The sequence below is a fragment of the Dyella sp. 01L423 genome (genome assembly GCF_056399945.1).
This window is the reverse complement of sequence record NZ_JBFTSI010000003.1, coordinates 35,668-50,819: the sequence shown is the minus strand read 5'-3', so window position 1 is coordinate 50,819 and position 15,152 is coordinate 35,668. Positions and strand designations below refer to the sequence as shown.

General features: G+C 63.3%; 13 protein-coding genes. 12 read left to right on the top strand and 1 reads right to left on the bottom strand.

Annotated elements, in window-relative coordinates:
- The first annotated feature begins 431 nt into the window (after positions 1-431).
- From AC1DMY_RS11275 to AC1DMY_RS11255, 5 genes are all read left to right on the top strand, one after another.
- Positions 432-872: a DUF2244 domain-containing protein gene (locus tag AC1DMY_RS11275; protein ID WP_477165058.1), complete on the top strand. Its 441-nt coding sequence runs from the start codon at positions 432-434 to the stop codon at positions 870-872.
- A 19-nt stretch (positions 873-891) separates the two neighbouring features.
- Complete coding sequence (gene coxB / locus AC1DMY_RS11270) at positions 892-1,866, top strand: cytochrome c oxidase subunit II (protein WP_477165057.1); 975 nt, start codon at positions 892-894, stop codon at positions 1,864-1,866.
- A gap of 41 nt (positions 1,867-1,907) precedes the next feature.
- Positions 1,908-3,536, top strand: coding sequence for a cytochrome c oxidase subunit I (ctaD, locus tag AC1DMY_RS11265; protein ID WP_477165056.1), 1,629 nt, complete (start codon positions 1,908-1,910; stop codon positions 3,534-3,536).
- Positions 3,537-3,588: 52 nt separating this feature from the next.
- Complete coding sequence (locus AC1DMY_RS11260) at positions 3,589-3,720, top strand: hypothetical protein (protein WP_477165055.1); 132 nt, start codon at positions 3,589-3,591, stop codon at positions 3,718-3,720.
- 110 nt (positions 3,721-3,830) lie between these two features.
- Positions 3,831-4,718 (top strand): cytochrome c oxidase subunit 3, encoded by an 888-nt coding sequence (locus tag AC1DMY_RS11255; protein ID WP_477165054.1) that lies wholly within the window; start codon positions 3,831-3,833, stop codon positions 4,716-4,718.
- A 302-nt stretch (positions 4,719-5,020) separates the two neighbouring features.
- Here AC1DMY_RS11255 and AC1DMY_RS11250 read toward each other — a convergent pair whose 3' ends face one another.
- The gene (locus AC1DMY_RS11250; protein WP_046971617.1) at positions 5,021-5,236 is read right to left on the bottom strand and encodes a twin transmembrane helix small protein; all 216 of its coding nucleotides are present in this window, start codon (positions 5,234-5,236) and stop codon (positions 5,021-5,023) included.
- A gap of 59 nt (positions 5,237-5,295) precedes the next feature.
- Between AC1DMY_RS11250 and AC1DMY_RS11245 the strand changes: the two genes are divergently transcribed.
- The 7 genes from AC1DMY_RS11245 (at position 5,296) to AC1DMY_RS11215 (ending at position 15,009) form a co-directional block, all read left to right on the top strand.
- On the top strand, positions 5,296-6,033 hold the full coding sequence (locus AC1DMY_RS11245; RefSeq protein ID WP_477165053.1) for an SURF1 family protein: 738 nt from the start codon (positions 5,296-5,298) through the stop codon (positions 6,031-6,033).
- The gene (locus AC1DMY_RS11240; protein WP_477165052.1) at positions 6,030-6,599 is read left to right on the top strand and encodes a hypothetical protein; all 570 of its coding nucleotides are present in this window, start codon (positions 6,030-6,032) and stop codon (positions 6,597-6,599) included. Before AC1DMY_RS11245 ends, AC1DMY_RS11240 begins: the two co-directional genes overlap by 4 nt.
- Positions 6,599-7,765: a COX15/CtaA family protein gene (locus tag AC1DMY_RS11235; protein ID WP_477165051.1), complete on the top strand. Its 1,167-nt coding sequence runs from the start codon at positions 6,599-6,601 to the stop codon at positions 7,763-7,765. The genes AC1DMY_RS11240 and AC1DMY_RS11235 overlap by 1 nt, the downstream gene beginning before the upstream one ends.
- Positions 7,762-8,676: a heme o synthase gene (gene cyoE / locus AC1DMY_RS11230; protein ID WP_477165050.1), complete on the top strand. Its 915-nt coding sequence runs from the start codon at positions 7,762-7,764 to the stop codon at positions 8,674-8,676. Before AC1DMY_RS11235 ends, cyoE begins: the two co-directional genes overlap by 4 nt.
- A gap of 1,297 nt (positions 8,677-9,973) precedes the next feature.
- Positions 9,974-10,213 carry a hypothetical protein gene (locus tag AC1DMY_RS11225; RefSeq protein ID WP_477165049.1) on the top strand — a complete coding sequence of 80 codons (240 nt, stop codon included), beginning with the start codon at positions 9,974-9,976 and terminating at the stop codon, positions 10,211-10,213.
- Between the two features lie 167 nt (positions 10,214-10,380).
- The gene (gene mgtA, locus AC1DMY_RS11220) at positions 10,381-13,050 is read left to right on the top strand and encodes a magnesium-translocating P-type ATPase (RefSeq protein ID WP_477165048.1); all 2,670 of its coding nucleotides are present in this window, start codon (positions 10,381-10,383) and stop codon (positions 13,048-13,050) included.
- Between the two features lie 309 nt (positions 13,051-13,359).
- A complete protein-coding gene (locus AC1DMY_RS11215) occupies positions 13,360-15,009 on the top strand; it encodes a Na/Pi cotransporter family protein (RefSeq protein WP_477165047.1) in 1,650 nt (549 codons plus the stop codon).
- The last annotated feature ends 143 nt before the right edge of the window (positions 15,010-15,152 follow it).

The following is a 15,152-nucleotide window of genomic DNA, read 5'->3' as shown; positions in this document are numbered from 1 at the left end:
TGCGTCTGGAGACAAGGTCGTCTCGCCCACAGCATTCAACCCTCACCGTCATCCCAGCGGAAGCTGGGATCCAGCGCCTTCTGTAACGTTGAAAGTCACTGGATTCCAGTTTTCGCTGGAATGACGAGTCAGATCCCCTGGCTGCACCCCGTGGCAAACGGTCGCACCTTGCCCGATACGAGCCTTGCTGGTCGCTACGAGCGACGCCGGGTGTGGTGTAAGCATGCGTTCCGCAAGGGGGATGGGCGGTTGTGTGGGTACCTCATCGCGTGCGCGCGCACATCCTTGCGCATTCATCCCTGCTTCAAATCAAGCACATGCGTCATTCTTGCTCCCCGACGCGGTCGCGGCCTATCATGCTTGGGTTCCAGGCACGCCGGGTTCTCATGATCGTGCTTCGACCAGCAGCAGCCGGCTTGCCGTGCGCAACGATGTGGCTCAAGCCCAATCGTGCACTGAGCCGACGCGACCTGCGTCGAGTGATCGGAGTTCTGGCGGCGCTGGCGCTGACGACGGCCGTGTTGGGAGCATGGCAGGGGAATGTCTTCGCTCCTTTGTTTGCACTGGTCGAGTCTTCCGCGGTGGCTTTCGCTTTAGGCGTAGCCTGGCGGGCCGGCGACCGCAGCGAACGCATCACCCTCGACGAGTCGTCGCTGGAGGTGCAATCCCTGCCAGGTCGTCGCAGTGCGCGCTTTCCCACGTATTGGGTGCGCGTGAAACTGCGGTCCGGTCAGGGGAGGGCGCGTCTGCTGCTGACGTCGCACGGACGCGAACTGGAAATCGGCAGCTTCCTCGGGGAAGAGGAGCGCGCCGAGCTGTCACGGAAACTCATGGTGTTGCTGGCGGAGCTCAACCAACAGCAGCGCAGGTAGGTTCAACAAAGGTGCAAACATGACATCTGGCGGCATCAAGCCTGGCAGCATCAAGCGAGCAGCAGCGGCAAGCGCACTCTTCGCTCTAACCATGTTCGGCGGCGTGGCCTCGGCCAATCCGCAGCCAGGACAGTTGAACATGACCCGCGGCGCGTCGACCTGGTCGCCCGAGGCTTATTTCCTTAACAATGTTGCCCTCGGCGTTTGCGTCGTGATCGGCATCCTTGTGTTCGGCGCGATGTTCATCGCGATGTTCCGCTTCCGCAAATCGCGCGGCGCGGTCGCCGAAAAGTGGTCGCACAACACCACGCTTGAAATCGTGTGGACCACCATCCCCGTGATCATTCTGATCGTGCTGGCCTATCTCGCCACGGGCGGCCTGCGCACGTTCGCCGACACCACCGGTTCGGAGATGACCGTCAAGGTCACCGGTTACCAGTGGAAGTGGCGCTACGACTATGTCGAGTACAAGGGCAAGGCGATCGACAAGGTCGGCTTCATGTCCAAGCTCGATCGCGAGAGCGACGAGACGCGCCAGCTGCATTCGGGCCTCGATCCGAGCCAGGTGAAGGTCGACGGTTACAACACCTATCTGATCAACGTGGACAAGCCGCTGGTGGTGCCGGTGGGCACCAAGATCCGCTTCGTGATCACCGCCGGCGATGTGATCCACTCCTGGTGGGTGCCGGCGCTGGGCTGGAAGATGGACGCCATCCCGGGCATCGTCAACGCCGCCTGGACCAACATCATCGAGCCGGGCGTGTATCGCGGCCAGTGCGCCGAGCTGTGCGGCCAGGATCACGGCTTCATGCCGATCGTGGTGCAGGCCTTGCCGAAGGCCGAATTCGAAAAGTGGCTGGCCGATCAGCAGGCCGAAGCGAACAAGCCGCAGGCGCCGGCGCAGCCTGCCGCTCCGGCGGCGGCTTCCACCGCTGCCGCGCCCGCCACGGCGCAGGCAACCGACGCACCTGCTTCCCAGGGCCACCAGGGCTAATCGCCCATCACAGCATTCGTATTTAGGTAGAGGTGCAAGGCATGGCCCACGCAGCTACACACGATCACCACGAAGATCATCACGACGATCATCACGGCGCGCCGAAGAATTTCTTCGTGCGCTGGTGCATGTCCACCAACCACAAGGACATCGGCACGCTGTACCTGGTGTTCTCGTTGCTGATGTTCTTCATTGGCGGCAGCTTCGCGATGGTGATCCGCGCGGAATTGTTCAAGCCCGGCCTGCAGCTGGTGCAGCCGTACTTCTTCAACGAAATGACCACCATGCATGCGCTGGTCATGATCTTCGGCGCGGTGATGCCGGCCTTCGTGGGCCTGGGCAACTGGATGATCCCGCTGATGATCGGTGCGCCGGACATGGCGTTGCCGCGCATGAACAACCTGTCGTTCTGGATCCTGCCGTTCGCCTTCTCGCTGCTGCTGTCCACCCTGTTCCTGCCCGGCGGTGGCCCGGCCGGCGGCTGGACCATGTACCCGCCGCTGTCGCTGCAGGGTGACTCGGTCGCCTACCTGGTGTTCGCGGTCCACTTGATGGGTATCAGCTCGATCATGGGCGCGATCAACATCATCGCGACCATCCTCAACATGCGCGCGCCGGGCATGGATCTGCTCAAGATGCCGGTGTTCGTGTGGAGCTGGCTTATCACCGCCTTCCTGCTGATCGCCGTGATGCCGGTGCTCGCTGGCGCGGTGACCATGCTGCTCACCGACAAGTACTTCGGCACCAGCTTCTTCAATGCCGCGGGTGGCGGCGACCCGGTGCTGTTCCAGCACATCTTCTGGTTCTTCGGTCACCCCGAGGTCTACATCATGATCTTGCCGGCCTTTGGCCTGGTCTCCGAGATCATCCCGACCTTCGCGCGCAAGCCGATCTTCGGCTACAAGGCGATGGTGTTCGCGATTGCTTCGATCGCCTTCCTGTCGTTCATCGTGTGGGCCCACCACATGTTCGCGGTCGGTCTGCCGCTGGGCGGCGAAATCTTCTTCATGTACGCCACCATGCTGATCGCGGTGCCGACCGGCGTGAAGGTGTTCAACTGGGTCAGCACCATGTGGGGCGGCTCGATGACGTTCGAAACGCCGATGCTGTTCGCCATCGCGTTCGTCATCCTATTCACCATCGGCGGCTTCTCCGGCCTGATGCTGGCGCTGGCGCCGGCGGACTTCCAGTATCACGACACGTACTTCGTGGTGGCCCACTTCCACTACGTGCTGGTGACCGGTGCGATCTTCGCGATCATCGCGGGCACCTACTACTGGCTGCCGAAGTGGACCGGCCACATGTATTCGGAAACGTGGGGCAAGATCCACTTCTGGAACAGCGTGATCTGGGTGAACGTGTTGTTCTTCCCGCAGCACTTCCTGGGCCTGGCCGGCATGCCGCGCCGTATCCCGGATTACAACGTCGCGTTCGCCAACTTCAACATGATCAGCTCGATCGGCGGTTTCCTGTTTGGCGCCTCGCAGCTGATCTTCCTTGGCGTGATCGTGCACGCGGTGTGGTTCTCCAAGAAGAAGGCGCCCGATCGCGTGTGGGAAGGCGCCAAGGGCCTGGAGTGGACCTTGCCGTCGCCTGCGCCGTATCACACGTTCGATGTGCCGCCGGTAATCCACGACGACGAACTGGCCCACGGCCACGTCGAAGATTGATGCCCAGCATGCTCCGCTCCGGTCTCGTGCCGGAGCGGGCGGAAGCGAAACGATGAACCAGTCCGACACAACAACGATCGAGCAGGCCCGCAAGAAAGGTGTGCGACTCACCGTCACGGTGTTTGGCGGCATCGCCTTCGCGATCTTCGTGCTTTCGCTGTTGCAGGGATTGAAGTACTCCTGACGCAACCGCTGCCGTATTCCTCCGCGGCGCCGTTGGGGCGCCTCGGGTTGCAGCCCACGCCGAGCAGGTGGGGGCAGAAGTAGACAGAGCATTCCATAGGGATCTCAGCAATGGCTCAGCAACAAGGCGTTTATTTCGTTCCCTCCAAGAGCCAGTGGCCGATCGTGGCCGCGGTGGTGATGTTCGTCACCGTGCTCGGTGCCGCGCATTGGCTGAATGCGCCTCCGGGTGAAGCGACGTTCGGCAAGTCGATGCTCACCATCGGCTTCGTCGGCATCCTGCTGATGTTCTTTGGATGGTTCCGCTCGGTGATCCGCGAATCGCTGGCGGGCAACTACAACAGCCAGGTGGACCGCTCGTTCCGCATGGGCATGATGTGGTTCATCTTCTCCGAGGTGATGTTCTTCGGCGCCTTCTTCGGCGCGCTGTTCTACGCCCGCATGTTCGCGGTGCCGTGGCTCGGCGGCGAAGGCCACGGCGTGCTGACCCACCAGTTCCTGTGGAGCGACTACGCCGCTTCGTGGGGCGCTGGCGGCGGCGGTGGTCCGGAGCGCATCGGCGGCAATTTCGAGACGGTGCTGCCCTGGGGCCTGCCGCTGCTCAATACGCTGATCCTGCTGTCCTCGAGCGTCACGGTGACCATCGCGCACCATGCGCTTAAAGCCGGTCATCGCGCCAAGATCCTCTGGTTCCTCGGCTTCACCGTGCTGCTGGGCGCCACCTTCCTGTGGTTCCAGGCGCACGAGTACATCGAAGCCTATAAGGAGCTCAACCTCACGCTGCAGAGCGGTGTCTACGGTTCGACCTTCTTCATGCTCACCGGCTTCCACGGCATGCACGTGACGCTGGGCACCATCATGCTGGCCATCATCTGGCTGCGCGTGGCCAAGGGCCACTTCACCAAGGAACACCACTTCGCGTTTGAAGCGGTGGCTTGGTATTGGCACTTCGTCGACGTGGTGTGGCTGGGCCTGTTCATGTTCGTCTACATCCTCTGAGGCGCTGGCGCGTCGCAGCAAAAAGCCCGCCGAAAGGCGGGCTTTTTTGTGGGGCGTACATGCGGACCCCTATCTCTGTGGGAGCGCACCCTGTGCGCGACACCGACGGAGCGCAATCTTTGGGAGACTGCGTTACCCCCGCCGCTAACGCGCTGTCGGTGTCGCGCACAGGGTGCGCTCCCACAAGGGGGCACCCCCACAACGGTAGGGTGAGAGGGGCCCAAAACAAAGGCCCGCCAGTGGCGGGCCTTTGTTGGAACCGGATGTCGCAGCGGAGCGCTGCAGACCGCGGGAAGCTACAATTACTGGCCCACGCCGTGCGGGTGGAGCCAGCCCATCCAGATGCCGAACACGACCATCAGGATGAGCAGCACCGACAACCCGATGCGACGCGTCAGCGCCCACACCGTGCGCTTGCTGCCTTCCTTGTCGGTCATCATGAAGTACAGGGCCTGACCAAGATTGAACAACACCACCAGCAGCAGAATCACCAGCGCATATTTGTAGATGGTTTCCACGTGATTGGTCCGAACGTTTTTGACATCCGCAGTATAGCGGTCGTGCACGGCGCCACCGCGTGAAGTGGCTGCGCCGTCCATCCTGGTTCGCACTGCTGCTCACAGCGGTGAGCGCCTTGCTGTTCATACGTTTGGGCGTGTGGCAGCTGCATCGCGCGGATGAGAAAGAGCAGATTCTGCGACGGTATGCCACAGCGGAAACCGCCGCTCCGCGCGACTTTGCCGCAGTGGCCTCAAATCCCCCCATCGATGCGTTTGCCCGCGTCAACGTGCAGGGTACGTACCTCGCCGACCGGTTCTATCTGCTCGACAATCCCAAGCACGACCAGCGCGGCGGTGTGGAAGTCTATGCGCCTTTCCGTCCGCGCAACGGCGATCGCCTGTTGCTGGTCGATCTGGGTTTTCTTCCGGGCAATGGCACGCACCAGGCACCGCAATTGCCGCCGCTGCCCACCGGCACGCAGGAATTGCACGGCCTCTATGTGCCGGCGCCCGGTGTCGGTTTTGAAATGGGCGGCAATGCCCTGGCTCAGCAGACAAGCTGGCCCAAAACCACCATCTATCTTGAGCTACCCCAGGTGGCTGCCGATCTCGGCGCTACGTTGTATCCGCAGGTGCTCGCGCTCGATGCGGAGCCTGCATCCATCTACGTGCGCGAACACACCATCGATTTCTCGTCGATGCCGCCCGCGCGCCACCGCGCCTACGCGTTCCAGTGGTTCACCTTCGCCGTGGCGGTGGTGGTGATCCTGCTGGTGCTGCATCGTCGTCGTCCTTCCCGACCGGACAAGTCATGAATACACCCGATCCCGCCGCCCTGCGTGCAAGCCGACGAAAACTGCTGTTGATCATGCTGGTCTTTGCCGCGCCGATCGTGGCAGCCATGCTGCTCACTTTTTCGGGCTGGCAACCCTCCGGCAAGGCCTATGGCCTCGCCGTCATGCCGCAGCGCAATTTCGCTGCCGAGCAGGTGCCGGTGTCGCTTACCAATGGCGACACCTGGGCGTGGCGCGCGAAGGAGCCGCAGCTCACCCTGGTCGCCCTGGCCGGTCCCGGATGCGCCGAGAAATGCATGGATGTGCTGACCAAGATGGCCGCGGCGCGCCTCACGCTCAACCAGAATGCGCCGCGCCTGCGTCTGCTCTATGTCGGCAAGCCGCCGGCAGACGCCGCCGCTTCGGGTATGACCAACTACTGGAAGCTCGGCCAGGACTCGATGGGTGCGTTGGCCCCCTTTGCGCCGGCCACGCCGGATAGCGTGAATGCGCTGCTGGTGGAATCGGACGGCACCGCGCTGTCGTTCTATCCCGCAGGCTTTGATCCCACCGGCTTGCGCAAGGATCTGCAGAAGGTGATCCGCTGATGACTTCCCGTTCCATCAAGGTGCTGCGCGGGCTGGCCTTGCTCGCCGCGGTGTTCGCCTTTGGCGTGGTGATGTTCGGTGCCTTCGTGCGTCTATCCAATGCCGGACTGTCGTGTCCGGACTGGCCGACCTGCTATGGCCGTGCCGCGTGGCCGGAACAGCAGCACGAGATCGCCCAGGCGAATCAGGCATTCCCGGATCGCCCCTACGAAACGCATAAGGCGTGGCGTGAGCAGGTGCATCGCTTTCTTGCCGGCACGCTGGGAACGCTGGTGTTCGCGCTGGCCTTGATCGCCAGCTGGCGTCGCCCGTGGGCGCGCTATGCGGTGATCGTTGGCGCGCTCTGCGCGGCGATCGGCGTCGGCATGTATATCAAGGGCGAGCATCACTGGTCGTTGCTGGTGTCGCTGCTTGCGATCGGGTTGCCGTTGATCGCGGCGATCGGGCTGGATCGTCCGGGCGCGTGGCGCATCAGTGTGCTCTCGCTATCGGTCGTCGTGTTCCAGGCCATGCTCGGCATGTGGACGGTGACGCTGCTGTTGAAGCCCATCGTGGTGATGGGCCATCTGATGGGCGGCATCACCACGTTTGCGCTGCTGGCCTACGCGGCGCTGCGTTTCGCTGGCGTGGGGGCGAATGATGACCGTCACGCGGCGCTGCGCAAGGCCGTGATCGTTGGCATCGTGCTGCTGCTCGCACAGATCGCGCTGGGTGGCTGGACCTCGTCCAACTACGCCGCGCTCGCTTGCGGCACCGATTTCCCCAGGTGCCTGGGGCAGTGGATGCCGCCCACGGACTTCCAGCAGGGTTTTGTGCTGTGGCGCGGCGTCGGCGTGAACTATGAAGGCGGTGTACTCGACATGGCGGCGCGCAGCGCCATCCAGATCGCCCATCGCATCGGCGCGCTGGTGGTATTTTGCTACCTCGCTTGGCTGTCGCACCGGGTGTCGCGTCGCGGCTTGCGTGTGCAGGGCCTGGCGATCGCGATGGTGTTGTTGACCCAGGTGTTGCTGGGCATCAGCAACGTGCACTTCGGGCTGCCGTTGCCGGTGGCGACGCTGCACAATGGCGTGGCGGCGCTGCTCCTGTTTACCTTGTTGGCCACGTTGGCGCGCACGCAAAAGCGTCGCGAGGATGCGATGTTTGTTTCCCACGGATACCGATGACGATGAGCAGCCGTTTCCATGAGTACCTGGAACTGACCAAGCCGCGCGTAGTGGCGCTGCTGGTGTTCTGCGCCGTGATCGGCATGTTCCTCGCCGTGCCCGGCATCCCGCCGTGGCGCGCGCTGGCGTTCGGCACGCTGGGCATCTGGATGGCGTCGGGTTCGGCCGCGGCGTTCAATCACCTGATCGATCAGCGCATCGACAAGGTGATGGCGCGAACCGCGCATCGTCCGCTGGCCACCGGACAGCTGAAACCGAAGCAGGTGCTGACGTTTGCGCTCGCGCTCGGTGCGGTGTCGATGTTGATCCTGGTGTTCCTGGTCAATCCGCTCACCGCGCTGCTGACCTTCGGCGGCCTGATCGGCTACGCGGTGATCTACACCGCCTACCTCAAGCGCGCCACGCCGCAGAACATCGTGATCGGCGGCCTCGCAGGTGCGATTCCGCCGGTTCTGGGTTGGACCGCCGTGACGGGGGCGCTGCATCCGTTCGCGCTGCAGCTGTGCCTGATCATCTTCGTGTGGACGCCGCCGCATTTCTGGGCGCTGGCGATCTTCCGCCGCGACGATTATTCGCGCGCGCAGGTGCCGATGCTGCCGGTGACGCATGGCGTGGTGTTCACTCGCTGGCACGTGCTGTTCTACACGATCCTGCTGGTGCTGGTGACGTTGTTGCCGGCGCTCACCGGCTATAGCGGCATGGTTTATCTGGGCGGCGCCGTCGTGTTGGGCATCGGCTTCCTTTATTACGCGATTCGTCTACTCAATCCGCCGGATGAGTTTTTCGCGATGAAGGTGTTCAACTATTCCATCGTGTATTTGATGGCGTTGTTTGCGTTTCTGTTGGTGGATCATTGGGTGATGGAGCCGCTGGTGCAGCACCAGGGTGTGGTGTTCGAGCGCACGCTCTGAGGTGGTTTTGCTGGTCATCCCTGCGAAAGTAGGGATCCAGAGCTTCGACATTGGGTTGTCGCCTCTCCGCCAGGGTGCCGCCTACGCGGCGGGCGTTTCGAACGGCTGCCGCCGCTCGAGTCACTTTTCTTTTGCTGGCCCAAAAGAAAAGTAACCCAAAGAAAATGGCCTGATAACGCCTGCAGCATTGTGTTGGGATAAGCCCGAACGCTCGAGGCGCGTCGTTGTGGGACGACCTCCGAGGGTACACAGCGGGTACTTCAATGCGTTGCGCAACGCGCCCGAATCGCTGAGGACTTAAAGCGGGGCCTCGCTGCGCATCGGCTTTGATCGTCCCACCTTCTGTTTGCTGCGCCCGCTTGTCTGTGGGAGCGCACCCTGTGCGCGACAGCCACGCTTTGGTGTACCGCTCCGTAGGTTCGTCGCGCACAGGGTGCGCTCCCACAAAGAGCTGAGCGGCAAGATTGATCCGCCATCCCCATACCTGCGTCACCCCTTGTAGGAGCGCACCTTGTGCGCGAACGCGGCCTAACAGGCCGCCCTGCGGGCGGCGTTCGCGCACAGGGTGCGCTCCTACAAAAGAGCAGCCCGGCAACGCCGAGCGTGGTTCGGCTCGTGAAGTGGCTCTTGCCCCCGGGGTCCCCGTATGACGCGGCGGGCGGGTGGAGGAAAGCCCGAAGGGTGGCCGGCATGGATGCCGGCCAGTTTTTCGACAGGACAGGGATGTCCTGTCGAAAAACCCCGGAGCCCGACCGCGCACCTGGAGGACCGAAGGTCCGGAAGGCGCGTCATCCGGGGGGCCCTTCTCTTTGGTTACTTTCTCTTGGGCAAGCAAGAGAAAGTAACCCGGGCCGCGGCAGCGGCACGGAAGCCCGCGGCAGGCGAGCCAGGTCGCGATACGCGACAACCAGAAACGGAGGCTCTGGATCCCGGCCTACGCCGGCATGACGATCAAAACCAGCCCTGCGCCCGGCTCACACCAATCACACACCCACCCAACCGCAACAACTTTCGCCCCCCAAATCCCCCTCCCAGGCTTGACACTTGCGCACCGCAGCAAGACAATTCGCCCGCTACCGGGCGTTACGCCCTCAGTGGCCTCTGTCCTATCAACCCAAGGCATATGGACGTTTACCCTAGTCGCAACGTCGACATCCGCGAGCATCGGGTGCCGGCATTGCATAACAAGCTGATCTGCTGCGGCGACCGCCTGCGGTCGGCTGGCGCTTTCCTGGACTAGGGAAGACCGGCCCACCTCTGACGGCGCTGTTGGCGCCGTTAACGAGGAGAAAGGGCCATGAAGCTCCTTCGCGAAATCTTCCGTCTGCGCGTTGCACCCCGCGCGCTGGCGAGCCGTCGTGCGGATACCCGCCGTTCCTGGACGATCACTGTGCCTGCCCCGCTGGGCGAGGCGCCGTCTTCCCCGTCGTCCGATCTTCGTCATTCCGATGCCCCGCACGGCCGCCAGGCTGCGCGTTGGCAGGAACATGCTATTTCGCAAGCGCATCGTCATCTGCAGCTGGTATCCAGTCACTGATGAAAACCTCGCCGCGCCTCGAGCTGCCCCGCAAGGGCTGGCCCCCACCAGTCCGCGGGCGTCGATTGCGACGAAGTTCGTAGCGCAGGCCTTGGCGTCACGCGCGGGATAGCTCCCGCCGGCTCGCTGGTCCGGCTCAGGTGTCACCGATTTCACGGAAGCGAGTCATGTTGAAGCACTCCACCCAGACCGTCGCCGGCAAGGCGGCCGGCACGAGCGCCGCCGCGCCGGTGCGCGTGGCCGTCGCGCAGGAAGCGTTCCGGCACAACGAGGCGCTGTACGCGGCGCTCGACACCAGCGCCGCCGGTCTGAACGAAGAGCAGATCTCCGAACGGCTGGATCGCGACGGCCTCAACGAGGTATCGCACGAGAAGCCGCCGCACTGGTCGGTGCAGCTGCTGACGGCGTTCAAGAACCCGTTCATCATCGTGCTGCTGGTGCTGGCCATCGTGCAGCTGGCGACGGACAGCTCCGACCTCACCGGGCCGATCATCATCGCGGTGATGGTGGGCATCAGCGTGCTGCTCAGCTTCACCCAGGAATACCGTTCGTCGAAGGCCGCCGAAAACCTCAAGGCGATGGTGCGCAATACGGCCACGGTGACTCGCCGTGCGTCCGACGGCCATAGCGAACGCATCGAAGTGCCGGTGAGCGAGCTGGTCGCCGGCGACATCGTGCATCTCGCTGCCGGCGACATGGTGCCCGCCGACCTGCGATTGGTTTCGGCCAAGGACCTGTTCATCAGCCAGGCCATCCTCACCGGTGAATCGCTGCCGGTGGAGAAGTCCGCGCCCGCGCACCTGCATGGCGCAGACGAAATGGAAGGCGGCCAGCACGCCGACAATCCGCTGGACCTGCCTACCGTCTGCTACATGGGCACCAACGTGGTGAGCGGCACCTCCACCGCCGTGGTCGTGGCGACGGGTTCGCGCACCTACCTGGGCTCGCTGGCGCGCACCATCGTGGGCGAGCGCGTGCAGACCAGCTTTGATCGCGGCGTGAACAGCGTCAGCTGGCTGCTGATCCGTTTCATGCTGGTGATGGTGCCGATCGTCCTGGCGATCAACTGGTACGACAAGGGCAGCTTCTGGGAAGCCTTCCTGTTCGCGCTGTCGGTGGCGGTGGGCCTGACGCCCGAGATGCTGCCGCTGATCGTCACGGCGAACCTCGCCAAGGGCGCCCTGGCCATGTCCAAGCGCAAGGTGGTGGTGAAGCGCCTCAATGCGATCCAGAACTTCGGTGCGATGGATGTGCTGTGCACGGATAAGACCGGGACTCTGACGCTCGACAAGATCGTGTTGGAGCGTCACCTCGATCTGTACGGCGAGGAATCGGATGAAGCGCTGGAATACGGCTACCTCAACAGCCGCTTCCAGACCGGCCTGAAGAACCTGATGGACAAGGCGGTGCTGACCCATCGCGACCTGGAAGTGGTCGCGCAGCACTACCGCATCGTCGATGAGATCCCGTTCGACTTCCAGCGTCGACGCATGTCGGTGGTGCTGGGCAACGGCGACGGCAACGAGTTGCTGGTGTGCAAGGGCGCCGTCGAGGAAATGCTGTCGATCTGCGCGTCGGCCAAGGCGGGCGATGAAATCCTGCCGATGACGGACGAAATGCGCGCCGACATCAAGGCGATGACGCGCGGCCTCAACGAAGACGGCCTGCGCGTACTCGTGGTCGCCATCAAGCGCCAGCCGCCGGCAGGCCGTGCCTATGGCGTGGCGGACGAAAGCAATCTCATCGCCGTCGGCTGCCTGGCTTTCCTCGATCCGCCGAAGGACAGCGCGGCCACCGCGATCGCAGCGCTGCATCACCACGGCGTGGAAGTGAAGGTGATCACCGGCGACAACGAAGCGGTGACGCGCAAGATTTGCCGCGAAGTGGGCCTGGACGTCGAGCATTCGCTGCAGGGCAAGCACATCGAGCCGTTGAACGATGACGAGCTCGATGCACTGGTCAAGCGCACCACCGTGTTCGCCAAGATGTCGCCGCTGCAGAAGGCGCGCGTGGTGAAGTCGCTGCAGCGCCAGGGCCACACCGTGGGCTTCCTCGGCGACGGCATCAACGATGCACCGGCGCTGCGCGAAGCCGACGTGGGCATCTCGGTGGATACCGCCACCGATATCGCCAAGGAATCGGCGGACATCATCCTGCTCGAAAAGAACCTGATGGTGCTGGAAGAGGGCGTGATCGAAGGTCGCATCACCTTCGGCAACATCATCAAGTACATCAAGATGACCGCCAGCTCCAACTTCGGCAACATGTTCTCGGTGCTGGTGGCCAGTGCGTTCCTGCCGTTCCTGCCGATGCTGCCGCTGCAGATCCTGGTGCTGAACCTGTTGTACGACATCTCGCAGCTGTCGATTCCGTTCGACCGCATGGACGACGAATACCTGCGCAAGCCGCGCAAGTGGGACGCCAGCGATATCGGCCGTTTCATGGTGTGGATCGGACCGGTGAGCTCGATCTTCGACATCACCACCTTCCTGCTGCTGTGGTATCTGTTCGGCGCCAATTCGACCGCGCACCAGTCGTTCTTCCAGTCGGGCTGGTTCATCGAGAGCCTGCTCACGCAGACGCTGATCGTGCACATGATCCGCACGCGCCGCATTCCATTCCTGCAGAGCATCGCCTCGGCGCCGGTGCTGGCGCTGACCACGGCGATCATCATCATCGGCATGCTGATTCCGTTCACGGCGATCGGCGGCAAGCTGGGCATGGTGCCGCTGCCGGGCGTGTACTTCGGCTGGCTCGCGCTGACCGTCTTCACGTATTGCGTGCTGACGCAGTTGGTGAAGCTGGTTTACATCAAGCGGTACGGGCGCTGGTTGTGAGGTAAGGCTGGGGCCAGCGCGCCTGTTGCGCGCCTGTCCCATGCCCGTCTTTCCGGCGCAGGCCGGAATCCAGGTGCGATGCAATGGGTCTTCGCTGGAACCTCCAGCAACGGCTGTGGCGTCGCGACAATCGAGCACAGACGCTACTGGATTCCGGCCTGCGCCGGAATGACGGCGACGATGTTGCGTATCGCTCCAAAGAGCGTCCAAGGACGCCGCTCTCATCATCGCTATTCATTCCATCAAAGACTCCCGCAAGGAAGTCCACGGATGCTGTACGCGTCCGATCTACTCAAAGGAGGTCACGCCATGAAAGGCACCTTCGCTCTGCTCGACATCGCCGGCTACGTCGCCCTGCTGCTGTGGGGTACGCACATGGTTACCAGCGGCGTGTTGCGCGGCTACGGCAGTGCTTTGCGCCGCTGGATGGGTCGCTATCTCGGCCACCGTCCGGCTGCGCTGGGTTTTGGCGTGTGCGTTACCGCCATTCTCCAAAGCAGCACGGCCACCGGATTGATGGCGACGTCCTTCGCCGCCAGTGGCTTCCTCGGTCTCGCTCCGGGTCTTGCCGTGATGCTGGGCGCGAACGTGGGCACCACGCTGATCGTGCAGGTGATGTCGTTCGATATCGCCGTCGTGGCGCCGGTGCTGATCCTGATCGGCTTCACCATCCATCGCCGCTCCGACGATGTGAGTTACGAGAACATCGGCCGCGTCTGCATTGGTCTCGGGCTGATGTTGCTGGCGCTGCATCTGCTGGTGGGTGCGATGGCGCCGGTGGAGAACGCGCAGGTGCTGCGCGCCATCTTGCAGAGTCTGGCCAGCGAGCCGGTCTTGGCGATGCTGGTGGCGGCCGTGCTCACCTGGGCCTGTCATTCGAGCGTGGCGGTGGTGTTGTTGATCGTTTCACTGGCCAATGCGGGCGTGGTGGATGCCTCCGGCGCACTGGCGCTGGTGCTCGGCGCGAATCTCGGCGGCACCATTCCTGCCTTGATGGAAGCGCATACGCCGGTCGCGCGTCGCCTGCCAATGGGTAACCTGATGGTGCGTGCCTTCGGCTGCATCGTGTGCCTGCCGATGCTGCCGCTGCTGGCGCACTGGCTTGCGCCGCTTGGTGCGACGCCGGCGCGTATCGTGGTGAACTTCCATACGGCGTTCAATCTGTCGCTCGCGCTGCTCTTCATCGTGCCGGTGGAAAGCCTGGCGCGCCTGCTGGTGCGCCTGCTGCCCGAGCCGCCCAAGCCGAACGATCCCGGTGTGCCGCAATACCTCGACGAAGGTGCGCTGGAAACGGCGAATGTCGCGCTGGCCAATGCCGCCCGCGAATCCATGCGCATGGCCGACATGGTGGAAGGCATGCTCACCGGGCTGGTGGAAGTCTTTGGCAAGGACGATCGCGTGCGGGCCACGGCGATCAGTCGCATGGATACTTCGTTGGATCGACTCGGCATGGCCATCCGCGAATATCTTGCCGACCTCAACGGCGAAGCCTTGAACGAGGAAGACGGCGAACGCAGCCAGGAGATCCTCGCGTTCGTGATCAACATCGAGCATATCGGCGACATCACCGCCAACAACCTGATGGAGTTTGCTGCCAAGAAGGCCGAACGTGGCCAGGACTTCTCGGCGGAAGACATCCAGGACCTGGCCTTGATGCATACGCAGGTGATGGAAAGCCTGCGCCTGGGCCTCACCGTGTTCCTGCGCGGCGATGTGCGTGCAGCGCAGCAGCTGATGGCGCGCAAGGAGGTGCTGTGGAAGCTGGAGAATGAAGCGTCGGAGCGCCATATCCGCGCGCTGCGCGAACGTCGCGATGGCGGTGGCGGTGGAGACGTCTATCTGCGCATCCTGCGTGACCTCAAGCGCATCCATTCACACCTCGCGGCACTGGCTTATCTGCCTTTGGAGCGCGCCGGACTGCTGCAGGATCGCCTCGTGCGCGAGCCCGCGACGACCTGACGTAAGCCTCATTGGATAACGTACTCAACTTGTAACGGAGCAGCGGCACATTGGACCCGGACCCATCCACTGATATCGAAATTTCTTGCTGACCGTGTCGACCCCGCTACTGCGTTCGCTCCCCCTGGAGTGACACCCGCTCG

Coding starts and splice junctions, on each gene's coding strand:
- mgtA (WP_477165048.1), top strand. CDS start 10,381: ATGTTGAAGCACTCCACCCAGACCGTCGCCGGCAAGGCGGCCGGCACG.
- AC1DMY_RS11235 (WP_477165051.1), top strand. CDS start 6,599: ATGACTTCCCGTTCCATCAAGGTGCTGCGCGGGCTGGCCTTGCTCGCC.
- AC1DMY_RS11275 (WP_477165058.1), top strand. CDS start 432: ATGTGGCTCAAGCCCAATCGTGCACTGAGCCGACGCGACCTGCGTCGA.
- AC1DMY_RS11255 (WP_477165054.1), top strand. CDS start 3,831: ATGGCTCAGCAACAAGGCGTTTATTTCGTTCCCTCCAAGAGCCAGTGG.
- cyoE (WP_477165050.1), top strand. CDS start 7,762: ATGACGATGAGCAGCCGTTTCCATGAGTACCTGGAACTGACCAAGCCG.
- coxB (WP_477165057.1), top strand. CDS start 892: ATGACATCTGGCGGCATCAAGCCTGGCAGCATCAAGCGAGCAGCAGCG.
- AC1DMY_RS11225 (WP_477165049.1), top strand. CDS start 9,974: ATGAAGCTCCTTCGCGAAATCTTCCGTCTGCGCGTTGCACCCCGCGCG.
- AC1DMY_RS11240 (WP_477165052.1), top strand. CDS start 6,030: ATGAATACACCCGATCCCGCCGCCCTGCGTGCAAGCCGACGAAAACTG.
- AC1DMY_RS11260 (WP_477165055.1), top strand. CDS start 3,589: ATGAACCAGTCCGACACAACAACGATCGAGCAGGCCCGCAAGAAAGGT.
- AC1DMY_RS11215 (WP_477165047.1), top strand. CDS start 13,360: ATGAAAGGCACCTTCGCTCTGCTCGACATCGCCGGCTACGTCGCCCTG.
- ctaD (WP_477165056.1), top strand. CDS start 1,908: ATGGCCCACGCAGCTACACACGATCACCACGAAGATCATCACGACGAT.